We start from the raw sequence: 21,844 nt of genomic DNA on the forward strand, positions 1-21,844 counted from the left end.
CATCATTATGGTAAGTTTAATAAAGCAAAAAACATTGTAACTTTTTAAGAGGTTACGTTAACATCACCATATAATCCTAAAGGAGTTTTTTTGAATGCATGGAAGATTCAAAGGAATAAGAAACATGCTCAAATTGTTTCAGTCTAAGCATCGTTCAATTCTCGGAATAGATCTTACATCAACAGCGGTTAAAGTCTTGGAAATTTCAGGTCAGGAAGGTGCATTTGTTGTTGAAAATTATGGACGGGAAGTATTACCAGCAAATGCAATGGATGGGAACACAATTAAAGATGTTGATGCTGTTTCCCAGTGCATTAAAAAAGTAATTGACCGCTTGCAAACAACATGTAAGCAAGCTGCGTTAGCTGTTCCTGATTCATCAATAATCAGCAAAGTGATACAAATCAATGAAGGTTTAAATGATGAGGAGATGGAAGAACTCATTGTTACAGAAGCGGATAAATACATTCCTTATCCCATAGATGAAATTAACCTTGATTTTGAAATTTTGGGGCAGTCTGAAAAAAATTCAACCATGTTAGATGTACTTATTGTTGCATCACGAGCAGAAAATGTGAATCAACGTGTTGAGACGTCCATTCACGCAGGTTTAGATGCTGTAGTGATTGATGTAGAATCTTATGCGGTGGAGAGAGCAGCACAACAACTTGCTAAGGATTTACCTGCATCGGGACAAGATAAAACCATTGCCATCATTGATATTGGTGCCTGCTATACACATTTATTTGTATTGCAAGGCATGAAATTGGTTTATTCGAGAGAAGAAAAATTTGGAGGCAAACAATTAATAGACTCGATTGCTGAATATTATGAAATGTCTTTGGAGCAAGCTGCTCTGGCTAAAGAAAATGGAGAATTACCTGCAGATTATGAAAAAAAGGTTTTGGAGCCTTTTAAAGAAAATATTTTGTTGCAAATCAAACGTACATTGCAGTTTTTTTATTCCACAAGCCAGGATGGAGAGGTAGATCATATTTTGCTGGCTGGAGGGTTAGCCAAGCTGCCTGGATTAGTAAGTTTGGTTCAGGAGCGATTAGGGATGAGTACCACGATTGCCAATCCTTTTTCGTATATGACTCCAGGAAAAATGGTGAATCTGGACTCTATAAATAATGATGCTCCTGCACTCATGGTAGCGTGTGGTCTGGCATTAAGGAATATTAAGTGAGACTATATGACACAAATTAACCTTCTTCCTTGGCGAGAATTAAAGCGGGAGCAGGAAAAAAAGCTGTTTACAATGATGCTGCTGGTGTGCATTGTAGCCTCGGGATTTATTGTATTTTTAATTAATTCGTATGCTTCAGGATTGGTGAGCAATCAAGTCACGCGAAATCAAATGCTTCAGAAAGAAATTAATACTATGGATGCGCAAATAAAAGAAATAAAAAATTTGCAGAAGGCTAGAGAAATGATCATTTCCAGAATGTCTGTAGTCCAGCATTTACAATCCACGCGAACATTAATGGTTCATTTATTTGATGAATTGATCAATATAACCCCGTCAGGAGTCTATTTAACTCAGGTAGAAGGGAAAAACGATGTTATTACCGTTTCCGGGTATACTGAATCAAATACTTTTGTTTCTATGTTAATGAGAAACATAGAAAATAATGAATGGGTTCATAATCCTATTCTGAGTGAAATCAAGAAAGAAAGTAATGAAAAAAAGAAACAGCAATCTGCTTTGCATGAATTTAAATTAACTTTTGTGCTTGCTCCTCAATTCCAGATCGGGATAATACTATGAATAGCCTTAGCCTGAATGAATTAACTCTGGAAAATGTTGGGCAATGGCCGGTAGTGGTTAAAAGTTGTGTTCTTATGGGAGTGAGTATTTTAATTATTGCTCTGGGTTATTGGCTAATCATACAAGACAACTTCACTCAGTTTAATAAACTAAAAGGGGAAGAGGCTACTTTAAAAACAGATTTTGAAAACAAGCAACGCCAATTATTTAATTTGCCAGCCTATCGCATGCAGTTGCAACTTATGATGGAGCGTTTTGCATTAATGCTCAAACAACTTCCTGAAAAAAATCAGATGCCTGGTTTATTGGAAGATATTTCTAAAACAGGAGTGGCATCCGGCTTGAAGTTTGAATTATTTGCGCCACAACCTGAGGTAGTACATGATTTTTATATTGAGCGACCAATAAAAATTTCAGTAGTAGGAACTTATTTTCAATTGGCAATGTTTATAAGTCGGGTCGCTGAGATGGATCGTATTGTAACCTTGCATGACTTCAGTATTGAAGGGGTGTCCTCCAAAGATAAAAAAGTAGTTTCGGAGGATGAATTGGTGATGAACATCACAGCTAAAATATATCGATATCGCACACAATGATAAACCGAAAACAAAAAATTGGTTGTATCTGTTCATTGTCTTTATTACTGGTTGCTTGTGCCGGAAATAATGATGATCTAGTGCGTTACATTAATGAGGTAAAACACAGAAAAACACGACAGATTGAACCAATCCCTTCCTTTGCGCCCTTGCCTACGTTTAAATTTCCTGATAGTGATAACAGGCGTAATCCATTTAAGCCTATAGTTCAAAAAAAGGAGGAGGAGGTTGATGTTAATGCGCCGGATAAAAATAGGCCGAAAGAGCCTTTGGAAGCTTATCCTTTAGATGCTTTAAAATTTGTAGGCACTTTAATGCAAGGAAATGAAATGTGGGCATTGATCAAACTACCTAACTCAGACATTACTCATGTAGGAATTGGTAATTATATGGGCCAGAATTATGGCCGTGTTGTATCAATTAAGAATAATTCAATTCAATTAATAGAAACAACACAAACATCAGGAAAGTGGGAGAAACATAACATCACGCTTGAATTATATACTGGGAAGTAGGAGCAAAAGTGCGGAGAATTGTTGCTTTATTTATTTTAATGACTATGAGCTTTGGGATGGCTTTTGCCCAGAATAATCCTTTGATATCAGTCAAGGTAATTCCTTTACCACTGGGGAAGTTGCGTATTGATTTCGAGTTTGCGCAACCTATAAAGCGAGAGCCTGCAAGCTTTGTGACCCCAAATCCGGCACGTATAGTCCTTGATTTTATTGACTCTAATCTGGAGTTACCTTCCAAACAGAAAACAAAAGAAATTAAATTAGGTTCTCTCGATAAATATACTATTGTTGCTGTGGGCCCCCGTGTCCGGGCTATATTGGATTTAAATTATCCAGTGCCTTATTTAGGCTCAATTTCTGGAAATGTATATACTCTTATTTTGAATGGCAAAAGAGAGGAGTCAATCCAACCTCCTAAAGAACTTCTAATCACCAATCGTCCAGTCAGAACAAGTTATGAAATCAATCATTTTGATTTTCGAGGAATTGAGCGGCAAGGCGGTCGGGCGATAGTAGATGTTTCCAGTACCAGCGTCCCGATTGAAGTAGAAGAGCATGGTAAGGATATTTTAGTTAAATTTTTAAATACGAAAGTTCCTCAGAACTTAAGGAAACGTTTTGATGTTTCCGATTTCCGCAGCCCGGTACAAATCGTTACTTTTCAACAAAAAGGTAAAAATGCACATATGCTATTGGCGGGTACAGGCGCTTTTGGCCATTATGTTTCTCAGGTTAATGAGCAATTCATGGTTGATGTAGTTCCTTTGACTCCAGAAGAGGCACAACAGGCTAAATTAAAAAAGAAAGTTTTTTCTGGAAGAAAAATTTCTTTAAATTTCCAAAACATCAGCATACGTGCTGTATTACAGTTGCTGGCAGATTTTACTGGAATCAATATTGTAGTGAGTGATAAAGTTGAGGGTAATATTACCCTTAGGTTAAATAATATTCCCTGGGATCAGGCTTTGGATATTATTTTGACGACACAAGGTTTAGCGAAGCGTCAGACAGGGAATGTGATATTGATCGATTATAAAGCTTCTTTTGATAAAATGGAGGCAGAAGAGCTTAAGACCCAACGTGCTATTCAGAAGCTAGAGCCGGTACGTTCAGAGCTGATTCAGATCAATTACGCCAAAGCCACCGATCTTGCGATTTTGATTAAAGACAAACAAAATTCCCTTTTATCGGACAAAGGTCGCGTAAGTGTTGATACGCGAACAAATACCCTCTGGGTTCAAGACAGTGGAACTCGGATAAATGAAGTCAGGGAGTTGATTACACAGTTGGATGTGCCCGTCAAACAAGTACTTATAGAGGCACGTATCGTCGAAGTGACTAAAGATTTTGCTCAAGATCTTGGTATTCGATGGGGAGTTTCCAGGCCGACTCATTTAAGTGGTACATTGGCTGGTGCTAATCAGTTGGCGCAAGGAGTTGCTCCGGCAAATGTCGTACCATTTACAGACAGATTAAACCTGGATTTAGTTGCTGCTCCAATAACGGGCGTGCCTCCGGCTTCTGTAGGTATTGCATTAGCTAAGCTTGGCGATAATATTTTACTTGATCTCGAACTTTCGGCCTTAGAAAGCGAGGGCCTTGCCGAATTGATATCTAGTCCGAGGCTTATTACTGCAAATCAACAGCCTGCGGTAATTGAATCAGGGCAGGAGATTCCCTATCAGGAAGCTACTTCAAGTGGGGCGACAGCAGTAGCATTCAAAAAAGCGGTATTAAGTTTAAAGGTAACCCCGCAAATTACTCCTGATAGTAAGGTACTTATGGAGCTGAAAATTAATCAGGATAATGCATTACCTAACCTAACATTTAATGGAGTACCTGTAATTGCAACTAAAGAAATTCAGACGAATGTGCTTGTCAGCAATGGACAAACTATAGTACTTGGCGGTATTTATCAGCAAGATAAGAGCAAAACTATTAACAGAGTACCTTTTTTTGGTCAGTTGCCGGTAGTTGGGAATTTATTTAAAAATACACAAATTGCCCTTAGAAATGATGAGCTGCTTATATTTATAACACCAAAAATAATCACAAACTCATTATCGATTACAACAATTGAAGGTAGAAAACCAATTCGTTTTGATGAAAAATAAGGTTTATCAGGAGTTGAGATGAACTGAGGCATTCAGTTTAAAGGTAGAGACTCCCTATGATCCACTAGGATAAAGGCCTGGATTCCGTACTCTATGCGCGCAGAATCCAGCTTCGGTATTTATGCGATTAAACAGATGTTATGCATAAAGCATCGCAAGTAGGCCAAAAGGTGCGGTTTTATGTTTAATAATTAGGCGCATTGCCTCCTGATCAAGGAATCTCATCTCAACTTAGGTGTTTTGCCGCACCAAAACTACAAATTTTTAGCGCTATAGCATGATTCTACAGACTTATTTTTTAATGAAGTGATATAATATAAATGATTAAGAGTAAATAGTTATAAAATATGCTCATTTGTTGTAGAATGATGGGCGGGAATTTCTAACTGCGAAAAATACAGTTAGGATTGAGCCCCAAATACCCCCACTTTGGCAAATTACCATACTTTAGATTAATGCTAAAATGGGAAGTTATTTTGGACTCGATCTTTAATTAATGACATTTCAGTTAAAGAGGTATGTAATAAAAAATGAGCATAGTTAAAGTACGAAATATTTTTCTCATCGGACCCATGGGTGCAGGTAAAAGCACTATAGGTCGTGCTTTGGCAAAGGAGCTCAAGTTAGAATTTTTTGATTCGGATGAAGTGATTGAAGAGCGTGCTGGTGCCGATATATCTTGGATTTTTGATATTGAGGGTGAAGAGGGTTTCAGACGCCGTGAACAAAAAGTTATTGAAGAGTTAACTCAAAAGACCAACATTGTTTTGGCAACAGGTGGTGGAGTCGTAATCACTCCCGAAAACAGAAATGCATTAGCAGGGCGTGGAACTGTAATTTATCTTAAAACCTCATTACAGCAACAATTTGAACGAACTAAGCGGGATACCAAGCGTCCATTACTGCAGACAAATGATCTTGAAGGAAGATTGGAATTATTGAGGGATGAGCGCGAGCCATTCTACAATGAGTTAGCTGATGTTAGTTTTGAAACAGATAAATTAACGGTCAAAGCGGTTGCAAATAATATAATAAAATATATTTATGGCGAACTTTGAGGTTTATGAGCAAGTTGATGTTTCTTTAACTGAACATCAATATCCCATTATTATTTGTCGCAATGGTTTGCAAAGCCCGGATTTTTTGCACACTATCGTAAAATCTTCGCAGATTCTAATTGTTACCAACCAGACCATAGCTCCGCTTTATTTAAAGTATATTCAAGCTGCTTTCGCTGAAATTCAAAGTGATGTTTTGATTTTAGAAGACGGTGAGCATTATAAAAACCAAAAAAGCTTATTTGCTATTTATGATGCATTAATCCAAAACAAACACCATAGAGATACGACACTTGTCGCTTTAGGTGGCGGTGTGATTGGTGATATGACTGGATTTGCAGCATCAACCTATCAACGGGGAGTAAAACTCGTTCAAATTCCCACAACTTTATTAGCGCAAATTGATGCTTCTATAGGTGGAAAGACGGCAATTAATCATGCTTTAGGTAAAAATATGATCGGCAGTTTTTATCAACCTCAAGCAGTAATTATTGATTTGAATACATTAAACACTCTTCCGGAAAGAGAGTTTCGTGCCGGTTTGGCGGAAATGATAAAATATGGGTTACTTGCCGGAGGTGAGTTTTTCAAATTGCTCAGTGATGCTATCCAGCAGGGATTAACCGCCAACAGTTTGCAGCTACCCCAATTAATTGCTGAATGTTGCCGTATTAAAGCCCAGTTTGTTGAAACCGATGAAAAGGAAGCTGGACGGCGAGCCTTATTGAATCTTGGGCATACTTTTGCTCATGCGCTGGAAACGTATACTCATTACCAACAATGGTTACATGGTGAAGCAGTAGCGATTGGCTTATACTGTGCCGCAGTTTTATCGTATAAAATGCATTTAATTGATAAGCAATTGGTGGAACAAATAGAACACATTCTGCACCAAGCGGGTTTGCCACATAAAATTCCAAGAACTGTTAATTTGAAAAAACTCAAAGATTTAATGCAATCGGATAAAAAAATTAAAAATAACTGTTTACGCTTTGTGCTGATAAAAAAACTTGGTGATTGTTATCTTGACGCCAGTGTAACAGAGGATTGTTTATATAATGCACTTGATGCGGCTGTAGAGGAGAATAAAAATGAATGAGGGAGTAATTCAGTCTGAGGTAGCGGCTGTGATTCAACCAAGAGTATTGTTTAAACCGGGATCTTGGCTCGCTAAGATTGATTTCATTAATCATTTAATTCTTTTCAACAATGTGCTTATTACGATTTTATCAGAGAAAGAGGGGGGCAAAACTTCCTTTAGTACTTTGCTACAAAGTAATTTAGATCAACAAATCAAATCTGTTTCTATGACAGTGAAACCTCCTTGCAATAGAGAAGACATTATTCAGGAAATTGCAAGCCAACTACATCTTAATCACGATGAAAATACAGATATTAGCTCTTTAGTTGCACAAATTAATGAGCGTAAGGCACATGTATTGCTCTTGATTGATGATGCACAACATTTGCCTGAGTCTCTAATTAAAGAAGCAATGTTAGCAATAAAAAATCAAGAGGATTTCAGTTTCTTCCATCTTTGCCTCATATCGGACTACTCGATTGTCGCAACGCTTAATAATTTAGTCGCTTCGTTTTTTGAAAATTTAGTTCATAGCATAGAATTGGGATCATTAAATGAAAATGAAACAAGGACATATGTGTTACAACGTGCCATGGCTGCACATTTGATTAGTAAACCTTTAACTGATGCACAGTTTAAGCAGTTTTATCAACTTACCAAAGGAAATGTAGCAAAAATTAATAGTAATTTGGAATCATTTATATTTAAGTGTACTGCCCAAAAGAAAAAAGAACCACGGAAACTGATAAAAAAAGTAAGTATTGCAGCCAGCCTTGCTGTGATTACAGGACTTATGGGTTTTTATTTTTCTGGAAACCATGATTTTTCATCTTTTTATCATTTTGTGACTCGTCCAGTACAAGATAAAGGCACAGAAGCTTTGCTAGCGAAGCAGCAAGTGCCTCCCCAAGAAGTATTAGTGAGCCAAATCCCTTCTTGGGAGGATTCTTCAACGCGACAATTGGTCTATGCTGCGTTGCCCAAAAAACAAAGTTTGGATGATCTCAATGATGAGATGTCTGTTGATACTGTTGCTATTATTGATAAGGTCGTTGTGATTCCTAAATTACAAATGAAAAATTTAGCGGAGCAAGAGCCTAGAATTCCTGAATCTGAGTTTAAACGGGAAAGTCCGGAATCTGATCTTACACGGGAATCAAAAACAGTCGAGATTCCAACAGCAAAGCAAAATAAAGAAGATCGGTCTTCCAGTTCAAATACAAGCACCCCTCTTTATACCATACAGGTTGCTGCCAGTCATAATAAAAAGGATATAGAGCGTTTTCAACAGAATAATAAATTACTCGCTCAAAATGCCAAAATAAGACATTTCACTAATGCAAAAGGTATTTGGTATATCCTGACTGTAGGGGAGTTTGCAAGTAGGGCTGAGGCACAGCGTAATATAACTAAGTTACCAGCAACTTTAGCTAAATTACATCCTTGGGTTAGACCAGTATCCAATCTTAGCTAATCATAAGAGCGTAGCCTGGGTGCAGCGGATCCCGGGTTTCGCTGCGCTGCACCCAGGCTACGTTCTATTCCTACAAGCTTAAGTGTGCTTGTTTAATGACTCAGTTATTTGCTCAATACGTTCTTCAGCAGCTGCATAGACTTGCTTAAAAAGATCAAAAAAATCAGGAAAAGAAAGTTGTTCCAAAGAATGCGCCGTCACTCCATGAGGGGTACTAACGCCAGCTCTTAATTGGGCAAAGGAGCGTCCAGATTTTTTAGCTAATTCTGCAGCACCCAGCACAGATTCCAAGGCAATTCGTTTGGAGAGCTCTTCGGGAATGCCTCTACTCACTGCTGCTTTTTGCAATGCCTCAAGAAATAGAAAAACATACGCTGGAGCACAACCGATAGGGGCTGTAAGCGTATCAAGCGTGGATTCCTTCTCAACCCAAAATGTGTAACCTACTTGATTAAAAAGAGTTTCAATTAATAATTTTTGTTCCGATGTTGTAAAAGAATTAGCAAATAAAGCAGATGTTCCTTTGCAAAATTCAGTTGGGGTATTGGTCATGACACGAATAACTCCCAAGTCTTTCTTGTTGAGCCAATGAGTTATGTTATCAATATCTGTTACACCAACTAAAGAAATAAAAATAGGTTGTTTTAGCTGTATGGATGAGCTAATTTCTTGACATACATTCTGCATAAATTGAGGTTTTACAGCAAGAATAAGTATATCGGCGTTTATGACTGCGTGGGCATTGTTTTTTGCTGACAGCACCCCTAGTTCTTGAGCCAAACGTTCTGATTTACTGGGATCACGATTGCTAAATATTATGGAGCTTGCAGGATGTCCACTTTTAATGAGACCACGCGCTACAGCACTTCCCAAATGACCTGCACCGATAATTGAAATGGTTTTATTTTTAAACATATTGTCTTATATTTTAAATTTTCCTTAAAAATACCAAGATGCATGGGCTTATGTCAAGAATGGAGGGAGACAAAGTATATGTAAAATAACTATTTTACATTGAATATCTTATATATCCTGATACACTAAAAAATTAAAAAAAGGATTTAATCCTATATCTGTCATGCCTGCTTTGTACGAAAGGATTTTGATAAAGTAAGTTGGGCATATCAATTTATCAATTATTTTATATGGACAAAGAATAGTAATGATAGAAACAGTTCAGGTGCGAGAAAAAATTCCTGTAAAATGGCGTGATATTAATGGTTGGAACTATTATTTCTTATTGAAGTTCGCTCTTTTATGGGGTGGATATTTAAATTTTCATCCTTTTGTCAATCTAGTATTTTTGGCTTTTTTATTATTTCCTTTACCATCAATATTTCTTCACCGCTGCCGTAATTGGATAGCTATTCCAATAGGCATCGTACTCTTTTATCACGATACATGGTTGCCGGGTTTAAGTTCAATTATGAGTCAGGGTACAAATCTTTTTGCTTTCAGTTCTAATTATCTTCTTGAGTTATTAAATCGTTTTATTAATTGGCAACTGATAGGTATGGCTTTTATTCTCTTAGTTGCTTACCTTTTTCTTTCTCAATGGATTCGTATTACTACGTTTACAGTAATCGCGTTAGTTTGGTTAAATATTCTCACCCTGAGAGGACCAGCTATTAATCTTTTGCCGATAGAAAGTAAGACTGCTACGACGAAGGTACAAGTTGGAGCCGAGACCACCCTAAGCGAGACAGCAGAGCTTAACAGTAAATTGCCGCCTACCAATGAAAATCTCAATACATACCTGAATCAATTTTATGAGCAGCAACAAGGATTACATACCATCTTTCCAAGTTCTCTTCCCGCCGATGCACTGCCTTTTGATATCATATTTATTCAAGTGTGCTCTCTTGCGTGGGCAGATATAGATGCGGTGCATTTAAGGGATCATCCTATATGGAGCAAATTTGATATTCTCTTTAATCAGTTCAATTCAGCCGCTTCATATAGTGGACCTGCTGCAATACGTTTATTACGTGCAAGCTGTGGTGAAACATCCCATGCTGGCCTTTATAAGCCTGTAGCCCAAGATTGTTATATTTTGGATAACTTAGCCAAACTTGGTTTTTCTACTGAGATGATGCTTGACCACGAAGGTGAATTTGGTAATTTTCTCAAAGAGATAAAAGAGTATGGTGGTTTAGATGACGTGCCTTTAATGTCACGAGCGGGCATTCGTCCTGATCTTGTTTCATTTGATGGAAAATTGCTTTCAGATGACAGTCAATTACTGGATAAATGGATTAAGCAACAGAAGGATTCAGGTAAGAAACACAATGCTACCTATTTTAATGAAATTTCGCTTCATGATGGGAATACATTTATTGGTGAAAATACTCCTGCACCTTATGAGGCACGGGCAAAGAAACTTTTAGATCAAACGATGAATTTCTTTACCGCATTGGAAAACTCAGGCCGTAAAGTAGTTGTAGTTTTTATCCCAGAACATGGGGCTAATCTTGTTGGTGATAAATTACAAATGCCAGGTTTACGCGACATCCCTAGTCCAGCTATTACTCATGTTCCTGTTGGAATTAAATTTATTGGTTTGAAAGCAAAACCTGCTCAGATACAAATAAATGCGCCAAGTAGTTATTTGGCTATTTCAGAATTAATTGCGCGTTTAGTTGATGGAAAGATATTTAATCAGGAAAAGGTAAATTTAGATACACTAACCAAAAATTTACCCAAAACTCCCTTTATTTCATCCAATGAGGGTGTTACTGTGATGAAATATCAAGATAAGTTTTATATTTTATTAAAAGGTGACAATAACTGGGTTCCTTATCCTTAATCTACTTATCTTGGGTGAAGAGACTTAGATACTGTCTTTAAACGTATTTAGAGCTAACTCATTTGGTGATGAAGCATGAAACTTATCGAGACCAAAAGACACAAGAACTTCTTCATTAAATCGTTCAATTTCCAATTGATTAGTAAGGCCTGCCTCAATTGTGCATGTGGAAATTCGGGTGTTTATCTCATTTAATGAAGAAATAATCATTTTAACTGCATTTACATCATCATTTTCCATTGATTGACGCAATTTAAAATAGGTCATATAGAGTTTGGTGATATAAATTTGGGAGGATCTATCTTAAGCAAAAAAACTGCTGCTTAGAATCTGCATAATCCGCATCAAGCACTTGTTCTGCATATTCAATCAAGGAGAGAAAGTTATCAATAAATTTACTTTGATATGCTTTCTGTAATTTATCTGCTACCCCATCCTCTGGAATAGCATATAATTTATGCCAATTTATATCATGTGACATTAAATTGTTTTCCAGAATTAGGGGCAACGTGTTGCAAGTGATTCAACTTCTTCCACCTTTCGATATCAGCGATGATAATCGCCCTCATAGTTGGAATAGCATCTGCTGCTCTGCTGGAATTGATGTAAAAAATTTATTTCTTTGTGGTTCTTGGGGGAGATCCGCTGCACATCCAAAGACACTTGAAGATGAGCTCTATAATGAGCACTCTTGGTTGCAGGTAACCGGGAACAAGCCGCGGGGGCTAAAACACCTTTATCTAAAATTAGAATAAGGTATTAAGGGAACGATAGGCATGTTCATATCACCTTGCCAGCCTTCAACTGAGTAACGAATGAAAAGAGCGGCATGGCTTGGTGTGTAGTCTGTTGATTGTTGAAGATCTAACCATCCACCGATAACAAAATGAGAACCGAGTCGACGTTCTACCAATGCAAGTACAGAATAACCGTAACCAGTACTAGGACCTCCAGTTTCGAATGAATTTTGTGAAGGGTCAAAATTTGGAATTAGATTAGGTAATGGATAGGCAATAATATCTTGGTTGTGCGCTCGTGACCACGTTATAGAGCCGCCTAATTCATAAGTCCAGTTTGCAGTGCGTCGGCGATAATTTATTGGAAGTGTAAATGATACATAAAAATCAGGGCTAAAGTACCCACCTTGTCCAAGATTGTATCCAAAGAGATTTTTTTCATAGTGCCAGACCATGTTTGTGATTCCAATGGAAAGACGACGGTTTTCTTCATTAATGATTTTGTAATAATAACCATCTAATAAAAGGATACGTGTATTAGGAACAACGTTTTTTCCGGTGAGTCTACTGCCAATGATATTAGCCCAGAGACCATGTGCTTCGCCGCGATCGTAACTTAGTGATAAAGTAAGTCCAGTAGCAACTACTCCTCCCCATATGATTCCGGTGTTTGGATCGACAGTGCCCGAAAAAGAAAGCAGAGAGTTTGTCATAGGGCGCTGGGATGCGGTGATTGTCCAGCCTATATGGCGTATTTTACCGTTGTAATTGATGCCACCAATCCAATTTTTTACCGGAAATCCTATAGGTGTTTGTCCAATATCAAATCCCCAGATGGGATTTTGCCATCCTCCATCCCAGCCAATACCTTTAGTCGCCTGTTTAATATCTGTTGTGCATCCATTGATAGCACAAGTCCCAAAATCATCATCATAGACCCCATCAATTGGAGAAAAGCTTCCCGCACCTAAATTGATTCTATCAGCTCTAAAAAATGCACGACCGTTTGAGTATGCCCAATCTGCCTGTGCAATGGTATCTTCGGCACGTAAATCAGAAACTCCGGCTGAACCCGGCAAACGCCAATAATCTTCATGTACTGTGATACGCGTTTCTTGTTGCCGATAAAGTAAAGCTGACTCGGATCGAATACTACGTTTAAGCCAATCATCTTCGACATGATTACGGGTTAACCAAGTATAGTAATCGTTGCTGGCAGGCCATACTGAAGTAATACTACTTTGAACCATCGCCTTTTTATAATCTTCCTGAGCTAATTTAGGCATACGAAGTTCTGTTTCCAAACGGGCAGCATCGCGAAATATAAGCGCACTATCCTGACTGGGTGCTGCATGAATACTTTCTTGTTTGAGCTGGTTGAAAATAGTTAATGCTTTTCGAGAATTTCCTACAGCACTCCAGGCATTCGCTAACCTTCTTTGCATGTTAAGATTAAAATCCAATTTGAGCTTTTGCTGCTGCTCCAGCAACTGATACGCTTCATTTTTATTTCCCAAAGCGATAAGTGATTCTATTACCCCAAGATTCGCATCGGGATTGAGAGGTTCATGAGTTTTCACCTCTTGATAATAATTCAATGCTTTTGCAAATTCACCATCAAGCAAGGCCCAATCTGCTATAGTGAGTTTGATAGGCGTGGTCTGTGTTTGACGCATTAAATAAGCTACTGCACCTTGCTTATCGCCACTTTCGCGTAATTGTTGGGCATGTTGTAAAATCAATTCCGTGGTTAGCCGTTGTGCCAATTGACGCATGCCTTCATTCCATTGCTTTTGTGGAATAGTATGAAGATGGTTCAGCGCTTGCTGCAACTGGTCTATACTCGATAAATAAAGCGCATAAGCATATACTTGAATCGGATTTTTTCTTTGTTTTGCTATCAACCGCTGAAATAAAGCATGTGCTTTTTTGGTTTCGCCAACCTGATTCAATGCCAAGGCGAGATGATATGTTAACCAAACATTATCCGGGTCAATTTTTAGTGCTTGCCAATACTTTTCTATTGCTTGTTTCCATTGGTTCGCTTTTTCAAGACGTTCTGCTTGCTCTTGTAATAAAGCGCTTTCCAAACTACGTTGGGCGTCTGTAAATTTGCTTTTTAGATCTTCAGGCAAACTATTAAGGTAATTCAAGGCCTTTTGTAATGATTGACGCCTGTAAATGCCAATAAGCCCGAAGACTGCGCTGCCCTTTCCAGGGCTAATGACCAAAGCTCGTTTAAATGCTTGTTCTGCATTGACGAAATTTTTGCGGGCAAATGCTACTTCACCTATCCCAACCCAAGCATCATAATTCCTATCATCTAAAAGGAGGGCTTGCCGATAGTGTTTTTGCGCCAAATCAATATTACCTGCCTGAAATGCAGTTTCGCCACTCAAAACCCATAATTCTGCAAGCCTGTCTTTGAGAGCATAAGACCAATTATCCTGATTGTAATTATTCGAATACACTTTATGTGCATTTAGAAAATTATACAGTTCTTGCAAATGGTTAAATGCATTTTGACGCTGAGCGGGTATTCTTGAGACGATGCGCCAATATTCAGTACTTAATTCGAGTGTGGGAAAAACTCCGTGAAAAAGAGCATCATATTGAGCTTTAGCCAAATCGAGATGCCCAGACATTGCCATTATTCTTGCTTGTTGCAATTTTAATTTTGCCCCAGGCCGTGTAAGGAATAAACTCATTTTGGCTTTTTTGTATTCAACAGAATCAGGGGCTTTTTGTTTTAATTCCTCAAGTAGTTCTTCTGCTAAAATCAGGTTCTTTTGACGTATTGCAAGTCTGATGCGTGCTGAAAGAACTTCAGGATCATTGGGGGCGATCAATTGCAAACGATCTAGAGAGCTTTTTACAAAATCATCCCTGTAATACGTCTCCCCCCAAATCACCTGATCCAATAAAATCTGTTTTGGATTGATATCAATGGCATAAACTTTTAAAGCCATTAAGCTAAACAATAATAAACTGAATCTGGCTATGAACATTAACTAATCCAATTATTCTGTCGAACTATTTCCTTGGAGCTTTCGACTCCGGGTTGATCAAATGAATTTATATTCCAAATTACCCCTTGAACAAAAATTTTATGTTCGTATAAAGAAATCAGCGAACCAAGAGTTTTTGGTGAGCATTCGCTCAAAGAGAGAAGATTGACAGGCATTTCGCCGGCAATGTAGCTGTGAGGATTTTCTCCGTGATTTCCACCTTTGGTTAATACTTCTTTATGGGCATGACATATTTTGTTAATTACCTTACCGTCAAACGTTTGATCGTTAATTAAATCAGCTGCTATTTTATGTGTTCCTTGACACAAAAGCTGGTAGTAACTATGTTGTGCATGATTACCTAGGCCACCCCAGATAATGGGGCCGGTCGCATAATCAACGGTACGGCCTTGTCTGTTTATCGATTTACCATTACTTTCCATATCGAGTTGCTGAAGATAGGGAACAAAATACTGTAAGTCTTGAGAATAAGTCATGACCAGCAAGTTATTAATGTTTAAAAAATTAATGTTCCATATACCTAATAATGCCATAAGGACGGGTAAGTTTTTTGCAAAAGGCTCAGTGCAGAAATGCATATCCATTTCATAGGCCCCAGCAAGGATTTCTGAAAAATGTTCGAAACCAATTGCAATACAGGAAATCAAATTAATGGCTGAGCAGAAGGAATAGCGCCCTCCAACCCATTCCCATATAGGAAGTATGGTTTTAAAACCCATTTTTTGGGCTTTTTCAACTTGTGCGGTGACGGCGATAAAATGTTGATTAAAGTGCTGCTCCTGATTTAGCCAAGATACCGCTTTTTGATAATGAGACAAAGTTTCTGGAGTAGTAAATGACTTCGAGGAAATAATAAATAATGTTGTTTCTGGGTTTAGTTTCGCAACAGTACGTGAGAACGCATTGGGATCAATGTCGGAAATAAAATGAAATCCTAATTGGTCTGTTACTAAATCACTTAATGCATTAATACAAAAAAAAGGGCCAAGCATAGAGCCGCCAATTCCTATATTCACTACATCAGTAATGGGTTTTCCGGAATAACCATGCCACTCCCCATTTCTGATTTTTGTGGAAATTAGTTTCATTGTATTTCGCACATGAACTATTTCAGGAATAATATTACGTTCATTAACCAATATGACTTTATTTTCTGGAGCACGAAGTGCTGTGTGTAAAGCAGGTCTGTTTTCTGTATTGTTAACAGGTTTTCCAGCCATCATGGCATGAATATGTTCCAGCAGATCACACTCATGGGCAAGCTCAAAAAGTGAGTCTAGAATCGGGGGGTTAATATGTTGTTCACTGTAATCCAGAGTAATGTTCTCGCTGGATACACAATAATTTTTGGTTTCAGAACTTTGATTAATGTATGTTTTTGCATACTTTTCGAGTTTTTTCCATGAGTTCATTTTCGTAAGTTGTTCCATATACATCCCCAATTAATAAATAATCTAATCTAAAAGCCATTTGGTAAAATTTTTCCCTTCAGTTGGATGCTCCTTTCCCAAATCTACATTAGCTTTAAGAAAACCAAGAATACTTCCGCAATCATAGCGTTTTCCCTCATAGGGAAGTGCTAAAACAGTTTCTTCTTTTACTAATCCATTAATTGCATCAGTTAATTGGATTTCTTTATGTTTTTCATGGGGTAGCTTCCTGATTTGCGCAAAAATACTAGGGGTCAGGATGTAGCGTCCTACAATTGCAATATTTGAAGCAGCAAGATGCGGCTTAGGTTTCTCCACCAGATGATGTATGCTCAAAAGACTTTTATCCCAAGGTGCGCCTTGAATAATTCCATAACACTCTGAGAGTTCTTGAGGAATATTTTCTACTGCAACAATGCTATGACCGTATTGCTCATACATTTGGATTAATTGTTGGATAACTGGTGTTGTACTCGTCATTAAATCATCGGCAAGAATTACAGCAAATGGTTCATTGCAAATGATTTGTTCCACACATAAAACTGCATGCCCCAGACCAAGAGGTTTGGCCTGACGAACATAAAAACATTCCATATCAGCAGGGGTTACTGATTGAACTATAGATAAAAGTTCATTTTTATCATGAATGCTAAGTTCATCCTCGAGTTGGTATGCAAGATCAAAATGATCTTCAATGGCACGTTTATTATGGCAAGTCACAAAGATCATTTGGCGTATGCCGGCAGCATAGGCTTCTTCCACTGCATATTGAATTAAAGGTTTGTTTACTACAGGTAACATTTCTTTAGGGGCTGCTTTTGTTGCAGGCAAGAACCGCGTCCCAAGGCCGGCAACAGGAAATACTGCCTTACGTATCGGTGGAAATGATGCATTCATTGTTAATCTATCCATTTCGTAACAATTAATGTAGATTGTACGGTTCTGTAAGTATGCACTTAAAAATTTTTGATTTATATAGTTTTTATCAAATTTTTGAAAAGGTTAGGTAAGTTTCAATAAGGTTATTATGTATTCTTTAAACTGGTCATACGTTAATGGGCTGCCAAAGTCCATTGCTCGTTTTAAATGCAGCCCAGAAGATTTTCAGGTGAATGAATTTTTTGCTAGCCCATTTTCTGGAGAGGGGGAACACATTGTTCTTAGAATAGAAAAAACTGGGGTTACTACAGAAGAAGTGGTTAAATCTTTAGCAAAATTGGTGCGTAAGCCAGTAAAATCAATTGGTTATGCTGGATTAAAAGATAAGCAGGCACGTGCTACCCAATGGCTAAGTATCCATGCTCCTGGTGAGCATATTCCGGAGATTGCCCAACTTATGGCACCGGGTTGGCGTATTTTGGAATGGACGCGACATCATAAAAAATTGAGGCCAGGATTTTTAACTGGAAATCAATTTATTGTACGTTTGCGCGAAATCTCCCATAAAGAAGATTTGCTAGAGCGCTTCGAACGAATTAAACAGAATGGTGTTCCTAATTATTTTGGAGAGCAACGATTTGGTCGCAATGCTGATAATTTACTGAAAGCCGAAAAAATGCTCGTTCAAGGACATAGAGTTAAAGACCGATTTCTTCGTGGTATTTATTGTTCTGCGGCACGCTCATGGATTTACAATCTGATTTTGTCTCGTCGTGTTATGGAACAATGCTGGAATACACCTCTGCCTGGTGATGTGATGCAGCTTAAAGGATCTAACAGTATTTTTGCTATTGATCATATTGATAATGAATTACTTCAAAGGATTAAAGATAAAGATATTTCTCCCGCGAGTCCTTTGCCTGGAAAAAGTAAAAACAAAATTAAAGATGAAGCATTGCAATTGGTTAATGAAATTTATATTGATTGGCAGCCATGGTTGGCAGGCTTGGAACATTATGGCTTAGAGGAAGATTGGCGGGCTAATATCTTACATGCAGAACAATTTGCCTGTGTTATTAAGAATGATCTGGCGGAATTATCGTTTAGCCTGCCTGCGGGGTCTTACGCCACTGCGGTATTACGGGAGTTGACGCTTTATCAAAATGGATAAACGCTATATTTAGAGGTAATTTTTGTTGATTTGATTCTCGCAGCACTATTTGTTTCTATTTCTCCTTTCTACAGTCTTTTCTAAAACAACTATACTTTCTTTTATAGTGCAGGAGAAAGGATTTGTTCAATGGGTAATGAAGAACTATTCAAAACTGCGATCAAGCAGGGAAATTTAATCCAATTTGAAAGACTTTTGTCCAGTGTTGATGAAGAGTATTTTCTAATGACTGATGAAAACGGTAATACACTGGCGCATCTTGCAGCAATATACGATCAGCCTGAAATGCTGAAAATGCTTATGGCAAAGTCAGAGGAGTTCAATAGTTCAATATTAAAAACGTTCAATGATAATGGATTCACTCCTATAGAGTGTTGTTATTTACATTCATCAATGAAGACAATGCCATTATTACAATCTAATCCCCAATTTAGCAATTCATCTAAGCTGGTTGTCTTACAGCAGTACGATAAGATGAAGGGATTACCCCCAGGCGGTTTCCGTAGGGAGGGACTTGGTAAAATTGCCATCGTTGCGAGTGCATTAGGCGATGTAATGGCATTACAGATTCTTTTGGGCATAACACGAGATAAAGAAAGTTTACTTCGCCACCAAACAAAAGATGGCTGGTCTTGTGTGCATTTCGCTGCATATAACAATCGAGTAGATGTACTTAAATTATTTCCTGAAGAATTCGTTGTAAAAGTGACGGACAATCAGGGGAATAATCCTCTTATGGTTGCTGTTGGGAGAGGAAATTTAGAAGTTGTTGAATATTTACTTCAAAGCGGTTGTGACCCACACCAAAAAAATAAGCTTGGGGAAAGTGCAGTCACGTTTGCGGCTGAAAACGGACAATTAGATGCACTTAAATTTTTGGAAAAAGTGGGTGCTGACCTCGCAGTAGTGAATGATAGGGGTGAAAATGCCTTGTTCTTAGCTGCAAAAAATGGACATTTGGCATGTGTATCTTATCTGTTGGAACGTGGTTTACTTGCAGATTTGAAAAACAATCAAGGTAAAACAGCTTTTCAACTTGCGCTTGAGTCATCTCAACTTGAGATCGCTGGTTTACTTGTGGCACAAAGCACTGCAAATGAAAAAGATCAAGCTTTAATTGATGCCGTAAGAAGAGGAGATTTAGTATCAGTACAATGGTTAGTGGAACACGGTGCTTCTTTATCTGCTACAGATAAATCCCAAATGACTCCTATGCTATTAGCGGCACATTTAGGTAATATAAAATTAGTCGATTATTTTCTTAGTCTGGATCCTTCACCCGTTCATGATGAGGATAGTGAGGGTGATAACGCTTTATTCGTAGCAATAAAAAGTCGTCAGGATTTTCTAGTTGAACATATAGTCGCTCGTGGTCTTTTTCCACTGGAAGAAAGAAATGCCAAAGGAAAAACCCCTTTGTTAGCAGCAGCTGAAGTTAATTCCGATGTATTGGTCGAGTTCCTCCATAAAGAAGGTGGTTCATTGGAGGCTCAAGATAATGAGGGAAATACCGCTTTTCATTTGTTATTGGCCAAAGGATATTTGGGTGATGCCATGAGTTATATTCATACTCATAGTCCTGCTTTGATACTGAAAAAAAATCATAAAGGAGAATCACCCTTACACACAGCAATAATCCATAAGCGAACTTATGAAATAGAGAAAATGCTTGGTTTAGTTGCTTTAGAACCTAAGATAAAAAAGGAGTTCATTGAAGCAAAAGATGAGCAGGGAAATACCCCTTTGCTGTCAGCTGTAGCGTGCCAAAATTTTGAGGCAATCCCATTACTTTTGGCAGGGGGAGCTGATGTTTTGGCCAAAAACGATAAAGCTCAATCGGTCATCACCATCGCTCCATTAAATACGTTTCCACAGGAAACCCTCAAATTTTTTTTTGAAGCGCATCAGATTGATTATAGGGAATATAATGGTCGACGCAGACTTTATTTTATCTTTGGTGGAGAAAAGTTGAATGAGGTTCTTAAGTTTCCTAATGCGGATGTTCAATTTGGTTCTGGTTTATTTGATGAAGGGGTTCAGGTTCTTAATGTCTATTTAAAGGCGTTTATTCATGAGAAACATCCAGAATATTCTCTACAGTTCGAACACTTATTAGGTGTGTTAGATAAACTCCAATCTGATGCAACAGTTGGGAATATATTAAATCGCCTCAGTAGGGACAGTATGGCTTTTCAGGCAACTGGTTTTAAGGGGCATGGCGTTCTTGCCACTTTAAAAGATTTGCCAGATGGAAGGATGAAGCTCTCGCTTGCTGAACGAGGTGCTCGCGTAGGGGGAGCTCCCTTTTTAAATGATGAAAACAAGAAATTTGCGGCGGTCCGATCAATTATTGTGCCAAAGGAAAAACGTGAGGAAGTGATTCAGCTTTTATATCAAGCAAAAAATGAATCTCAGGCAAAAGGAGTGAATATCCTCTTTAACCAAATACCGGAGATTGTGGGTGAGCCCTATCAGTTTTCTTCCATTTACCAGAAAAAATTCATGGATATTTGTTTTTACAGTAATCCCAAAACAGGTTTGTATGAACAATTTATTGAGATTCTTGGACCAGAGAATGGCAAATCCTTTTATAAGGAATTTGAACTTTATATGCGCGAACAGGAGTTAGATCGATATAAAGAACTCCGTCGACTAGCACACCCAGATGAAAACCTACAAGAAAATCCAATTATTGTTAAAGCACAGGAACTTATTGATAAAAGACATGAGACACTTATATCGTCTGCAACACAAAACCTCCATACTTAGGGTCTATTTACAATTCTAGTTTCTTGGTCAAAATCTTCCATTTCAGTGCAAAACCGCAGCATCTGCCTTAAGATAGCAAATTGTAAACAAACCCTATGAAGGCGAGTTCTAAAATAGCATAACCTGATAGATAAAATTGATCTTTTTATCAAAGCAAGCTATGTTTAAATGGGGAAGTCCGATTTATACACAGCTTATAAGGGTGTACTATGAACAATCAGATATCAGATCCACATGGACTGAGATCTTTTGGGCTTCAGGATGATTTGCTCATACTGAGTAAGATATATTCTTTAACTCAGTTAATGTACGTAGATATTTCAAAACAAGAAATTATCAAAGAAATAATCGAACGCTGGAAAATATTGAAAGAGTTTAGTGAAATTGGCTCAAAAAGATAAATAGGACAAGAGC

The 21,844-nt window shown here is 37.9% G+C and carries 19 protein-coding genes; 13 read left to right on the forward strand and 6 right to left on the reverse strand.

Going from position 1 to position 21,844, the window contains the following annotated elements; translation table 11 throughout:
• The first annotated feature begins 124 nt into the window (after nt 1-124).
• From LXO92_RS07725 to LXO92_RS07760, 8 genes are all read left to right on the forward strand, one after another.
• Nucleotides 125-1,189, forward strand: coding sequence for a pilus assembly protein PilM (locus LXO92_RS07725; RefSeq protein ID WP_182352087.1), 1,065 nt, complete (start codon nt 125-127; stop codon nt 1,187-1,189).
• A 6-nt stretch (nt 1,190-1,195) separates the two neighbouring features.
• Nucleotides 1,196-1,771 (forward strand): PilN domain-containing protein, encoded by a 576-nt coding sequence (locus LXO92_RS07730; RefSeq protein WP_182352088.1) that lies wholly within the window; start codon nt 1,196-1,198, stop codon nt 1,769-1,771.
• Entirely contained in the window at nt 1,768-2,367 is a 600-nt protein-coding gene (locus tag LXO92_RS07735; RefSeq protein WP_182352089.1) for a type IV pilus inner membrane component PilO, read from the forward strand. The genes LXO92_RS07730 and LXO92_RS07735 overlap by 4 nt, the downstream gene beginning before the upstream one ends.
• Entirely contained in the window at nt 2,364-2,882 is a 519-nt protein-coding gene (locus LXO92_RS07740) for a pilus assembly protein PilP (protein ID WP_182352090.1), read from the forward strand. Before LXO92_RS07735 ends, LXO92_RS07740 begins: the two co-directional genes overlap by 4 nt.
• Nucleotides 2,883-2,890: 8 nt before the next feature.
• Nucleotides 2,891-4,996, forward strand: coding sequence for a type IV pilus secretin PilQ (locus LXO92_RS07745; protein ID WP_232890727.1), 2,106 nt, complete (start codon nt 2,891-2,893; stop codon nt 4,994-4,996).
• 530 nt (nt 4,997-5,526) lie between these two features.
• Nucleotides 5,527-6,054, forward strand: a complete 528-nt coding sequence (aroK, locus tag LXO92_RS07750; protein ID WP_010653139.1) for a shikimate kinase AroK — start codon at nt 5,527-5,529, stop codon at nt 6,052-6,054.
• A complete protein-coding gene (gene aroB, locus LXO92_RS07755) occupies nt 6,041-7,153 on the forward strand; it encodes a 3-dehydroquinate synthase (protein WP_182352092.1) in 1,113 nt (370 codons plus the stop codon). Before aroK ends, aroB begins: the two co-directional genes overlap by 14 nt.
• Nucleotides 7,146-8,609, forward strand: a complete 1,464-nt coding sequence (locus tag LXO92_RS07760; RefSeq protein ID WP_182352093.1) for an SPOR domain-containing protein — start codon at nt 7,146-7,148, stop codon at nt 8,607-8,609. The genes aroB and LXO92_RS07760 overlap by 8 nt, the downstream gene beginning before the upstream one ends.
• A gap of 78 nt (nt 8,610-8,687) precedes the next feature.
• Here LXO92_RS07760 and proC read toward each other — a convergent pair whose 3' ends face one another.
• On the reverse strand, nt 8,688-9,524 hold the full coding sequence (gene proC / locus LXO92_RS07765) for a pyrroline-5-carboxylate reductase (RefSeq protein ID WP_182352094.1): 837 nt from the start codon (nt 9,522-9,524) through the stop codon (nt 8,688-8,690).
• 247 nt (nt 9,525-9,771) lie between these two features.
• Between proC and bcsG the strand changes: the two genes are divergently transcribed.
• Nucleotides 9,772-11,415 (forward strand): cellulose biosynthesis protein BcsG, encoded by a 1,644-nt coding sequence (gene bcsG / locus LXO92_RS07770; protein WP_182352095.1) that lies wholly within the window; start codon nt 9,772-9,774, stop codon nt 11,413-11,415.
• A 24-nt stretch (nt 11,416-11,439) separates the two neighbouring features.
• Here the strand turns inward: bcsG and LXO92_RS07775 are convergent, their stop codons facing one another.
• Both LXO92_RS07775 and LXO92_RS07780 read right to left on the reverse strand, forming a co-directional pair.
• The gene (locus LXO92_RS07775) at nt 11,440-11,682 is read right to left on the reverse strand and encodes a hypothetical protein (protein ID WP_233291524.1); all 243 of its coding nucleotides are present in this window, start codon (nt 11,680-11,682) and stop codon (nt 11,440-11,442) included.
• Between the two features lie 31 nt (nt 11,683-11,713).
• Nucleotides 11,714-11,896 (reverse strand): hypothetical protein, encoded by a 183-nt coding sequence (locus tag LXO92_RS07780; protein WP_182352097.1) that lies wholly within the window; start codon nt 11,894-11,896, stop codon nt 11,714-11,716.
• A 28-nt stretch (nt 11,897-11,924) separates the two neighbouring features.
• On the opposite strand from LXO92_RS07780, the gene LXO92_RS07785 reads away from it, so the two are divergent.
• Complete coding sequence (locus LXO92_RS07785) at nt 11,925-12,170, forward strand: hypothetical protein (protein WP_233291525.1); 246 nt, start codon at nt 11,925-11,927, stop codon at nt 12,168-12,170.
• Here LXO92_RS07785 and bcsC read toward each other — a convergent pair.
• The 3 genes from bcsC to galU are packed head-to-tail and all read right to left on the reverse strand — an operon-like array spanning nt 12,152 to nt 17,508.
• On the reverse strand, nt 12,152-15,160 hold the full coding sequence (gene bcsC / locus LXO92_RS07790; RefSeq protein ID WP_232890729.1) for a cellulose synthase complex outer membrane protein BcsC: 3,009 nt from the start codon (nt 15,158-15,160) through the stop codon (nt 12,152-12,154). The two genes, LXO92_RS07785 and bcsC, sit on opposite strands and share 19 nt — an antisense overlap.
• The gene (gene pgi, locus LXO92_RS07795) at nt 15,160-16,611 is read right to left on the reverse strand and encodes a glucose-6-phosphate isomerase (protein WP_182352100.1); all 1,452 of its coding nucleotides are present in this window, start codon (nt 16,609-16,611) and stop codon (nt 15,160-15,162) included. The genes bcsC and pgi overlap by 1 nt, the downstream gene beginning before the upstream one ends.
• 24 nt (nt 16,612-16,635) lie before the next feature.
• A complete protein-coding gene (gene galU, locus LXO92_RS07800; protein WP_182352101.1) occupies nt 16,636-17,508 on the reverse strand; it encodes a UTP--glucose-1-phosphate uridylyltransferase GalU in 873 nt (290 codons plus the stop codon).
• Nucleotides 17,509-17,638: 130 nt separating this feature from the next.
• On the opposite strand from galU, the gene truD reads away from it, so the two are divergent.
• The 3 genes from truD (at nt 17,639) to bcsR (ending at nt 21,831) form a co-directional block, all read left to right on the forward strand.
• Nucleotides 17,639-18,661 carry a tRNA pseudouridine(13) synthase TruD gene (gene truD, locus LXO92_RS07805; RefSeq protein WP_232890730.1) on the forward strand — a complete coding sequence of 341 codons (1,023 nt, stop codon included), beginning with the start codon at nt 17,639-17,641 and terminating at the stop codon, nt 18,659-18,661.
• Between the two features lie 129 nt (nt 18,662-18,790).
• Nucleotides 18,791-21,430 carry an ankyrin repeat domain-containing protein gene (locus LXO92_RS07810; protein ID WP_232890731.1) on the forward strand — a complete coding sequence of 880 codons (2,640 nt, stop codon included), beginning with the start codon at nt 18,791-18,793 and terminating at the stop codon, nt 21,428-21,430.
• Nucleotides 21,431-21,639: 209 nt separating this feature from the next.
• Entirely contained in the window at nt 21,640-21,831 is a 192-nt protein-coding gene (gene bcsR, locus LXO92_RS07815; protein WP_182352104.1) for a cellulose biosynthesis protein BcsR, read from the forward strand.
• The last annotated feature ends 13 nt before the right edge of the window (nt 21,832-21,844 follow it).

It is taken from the genome of Legionella resiliens (assembly GCF_021344005.1).
Lineage (GTDB): Bacteria > Pseudomonadota > Gammaproteobacteria > Legionellales > Legionellaceae > Legionella > Legionella resiliens.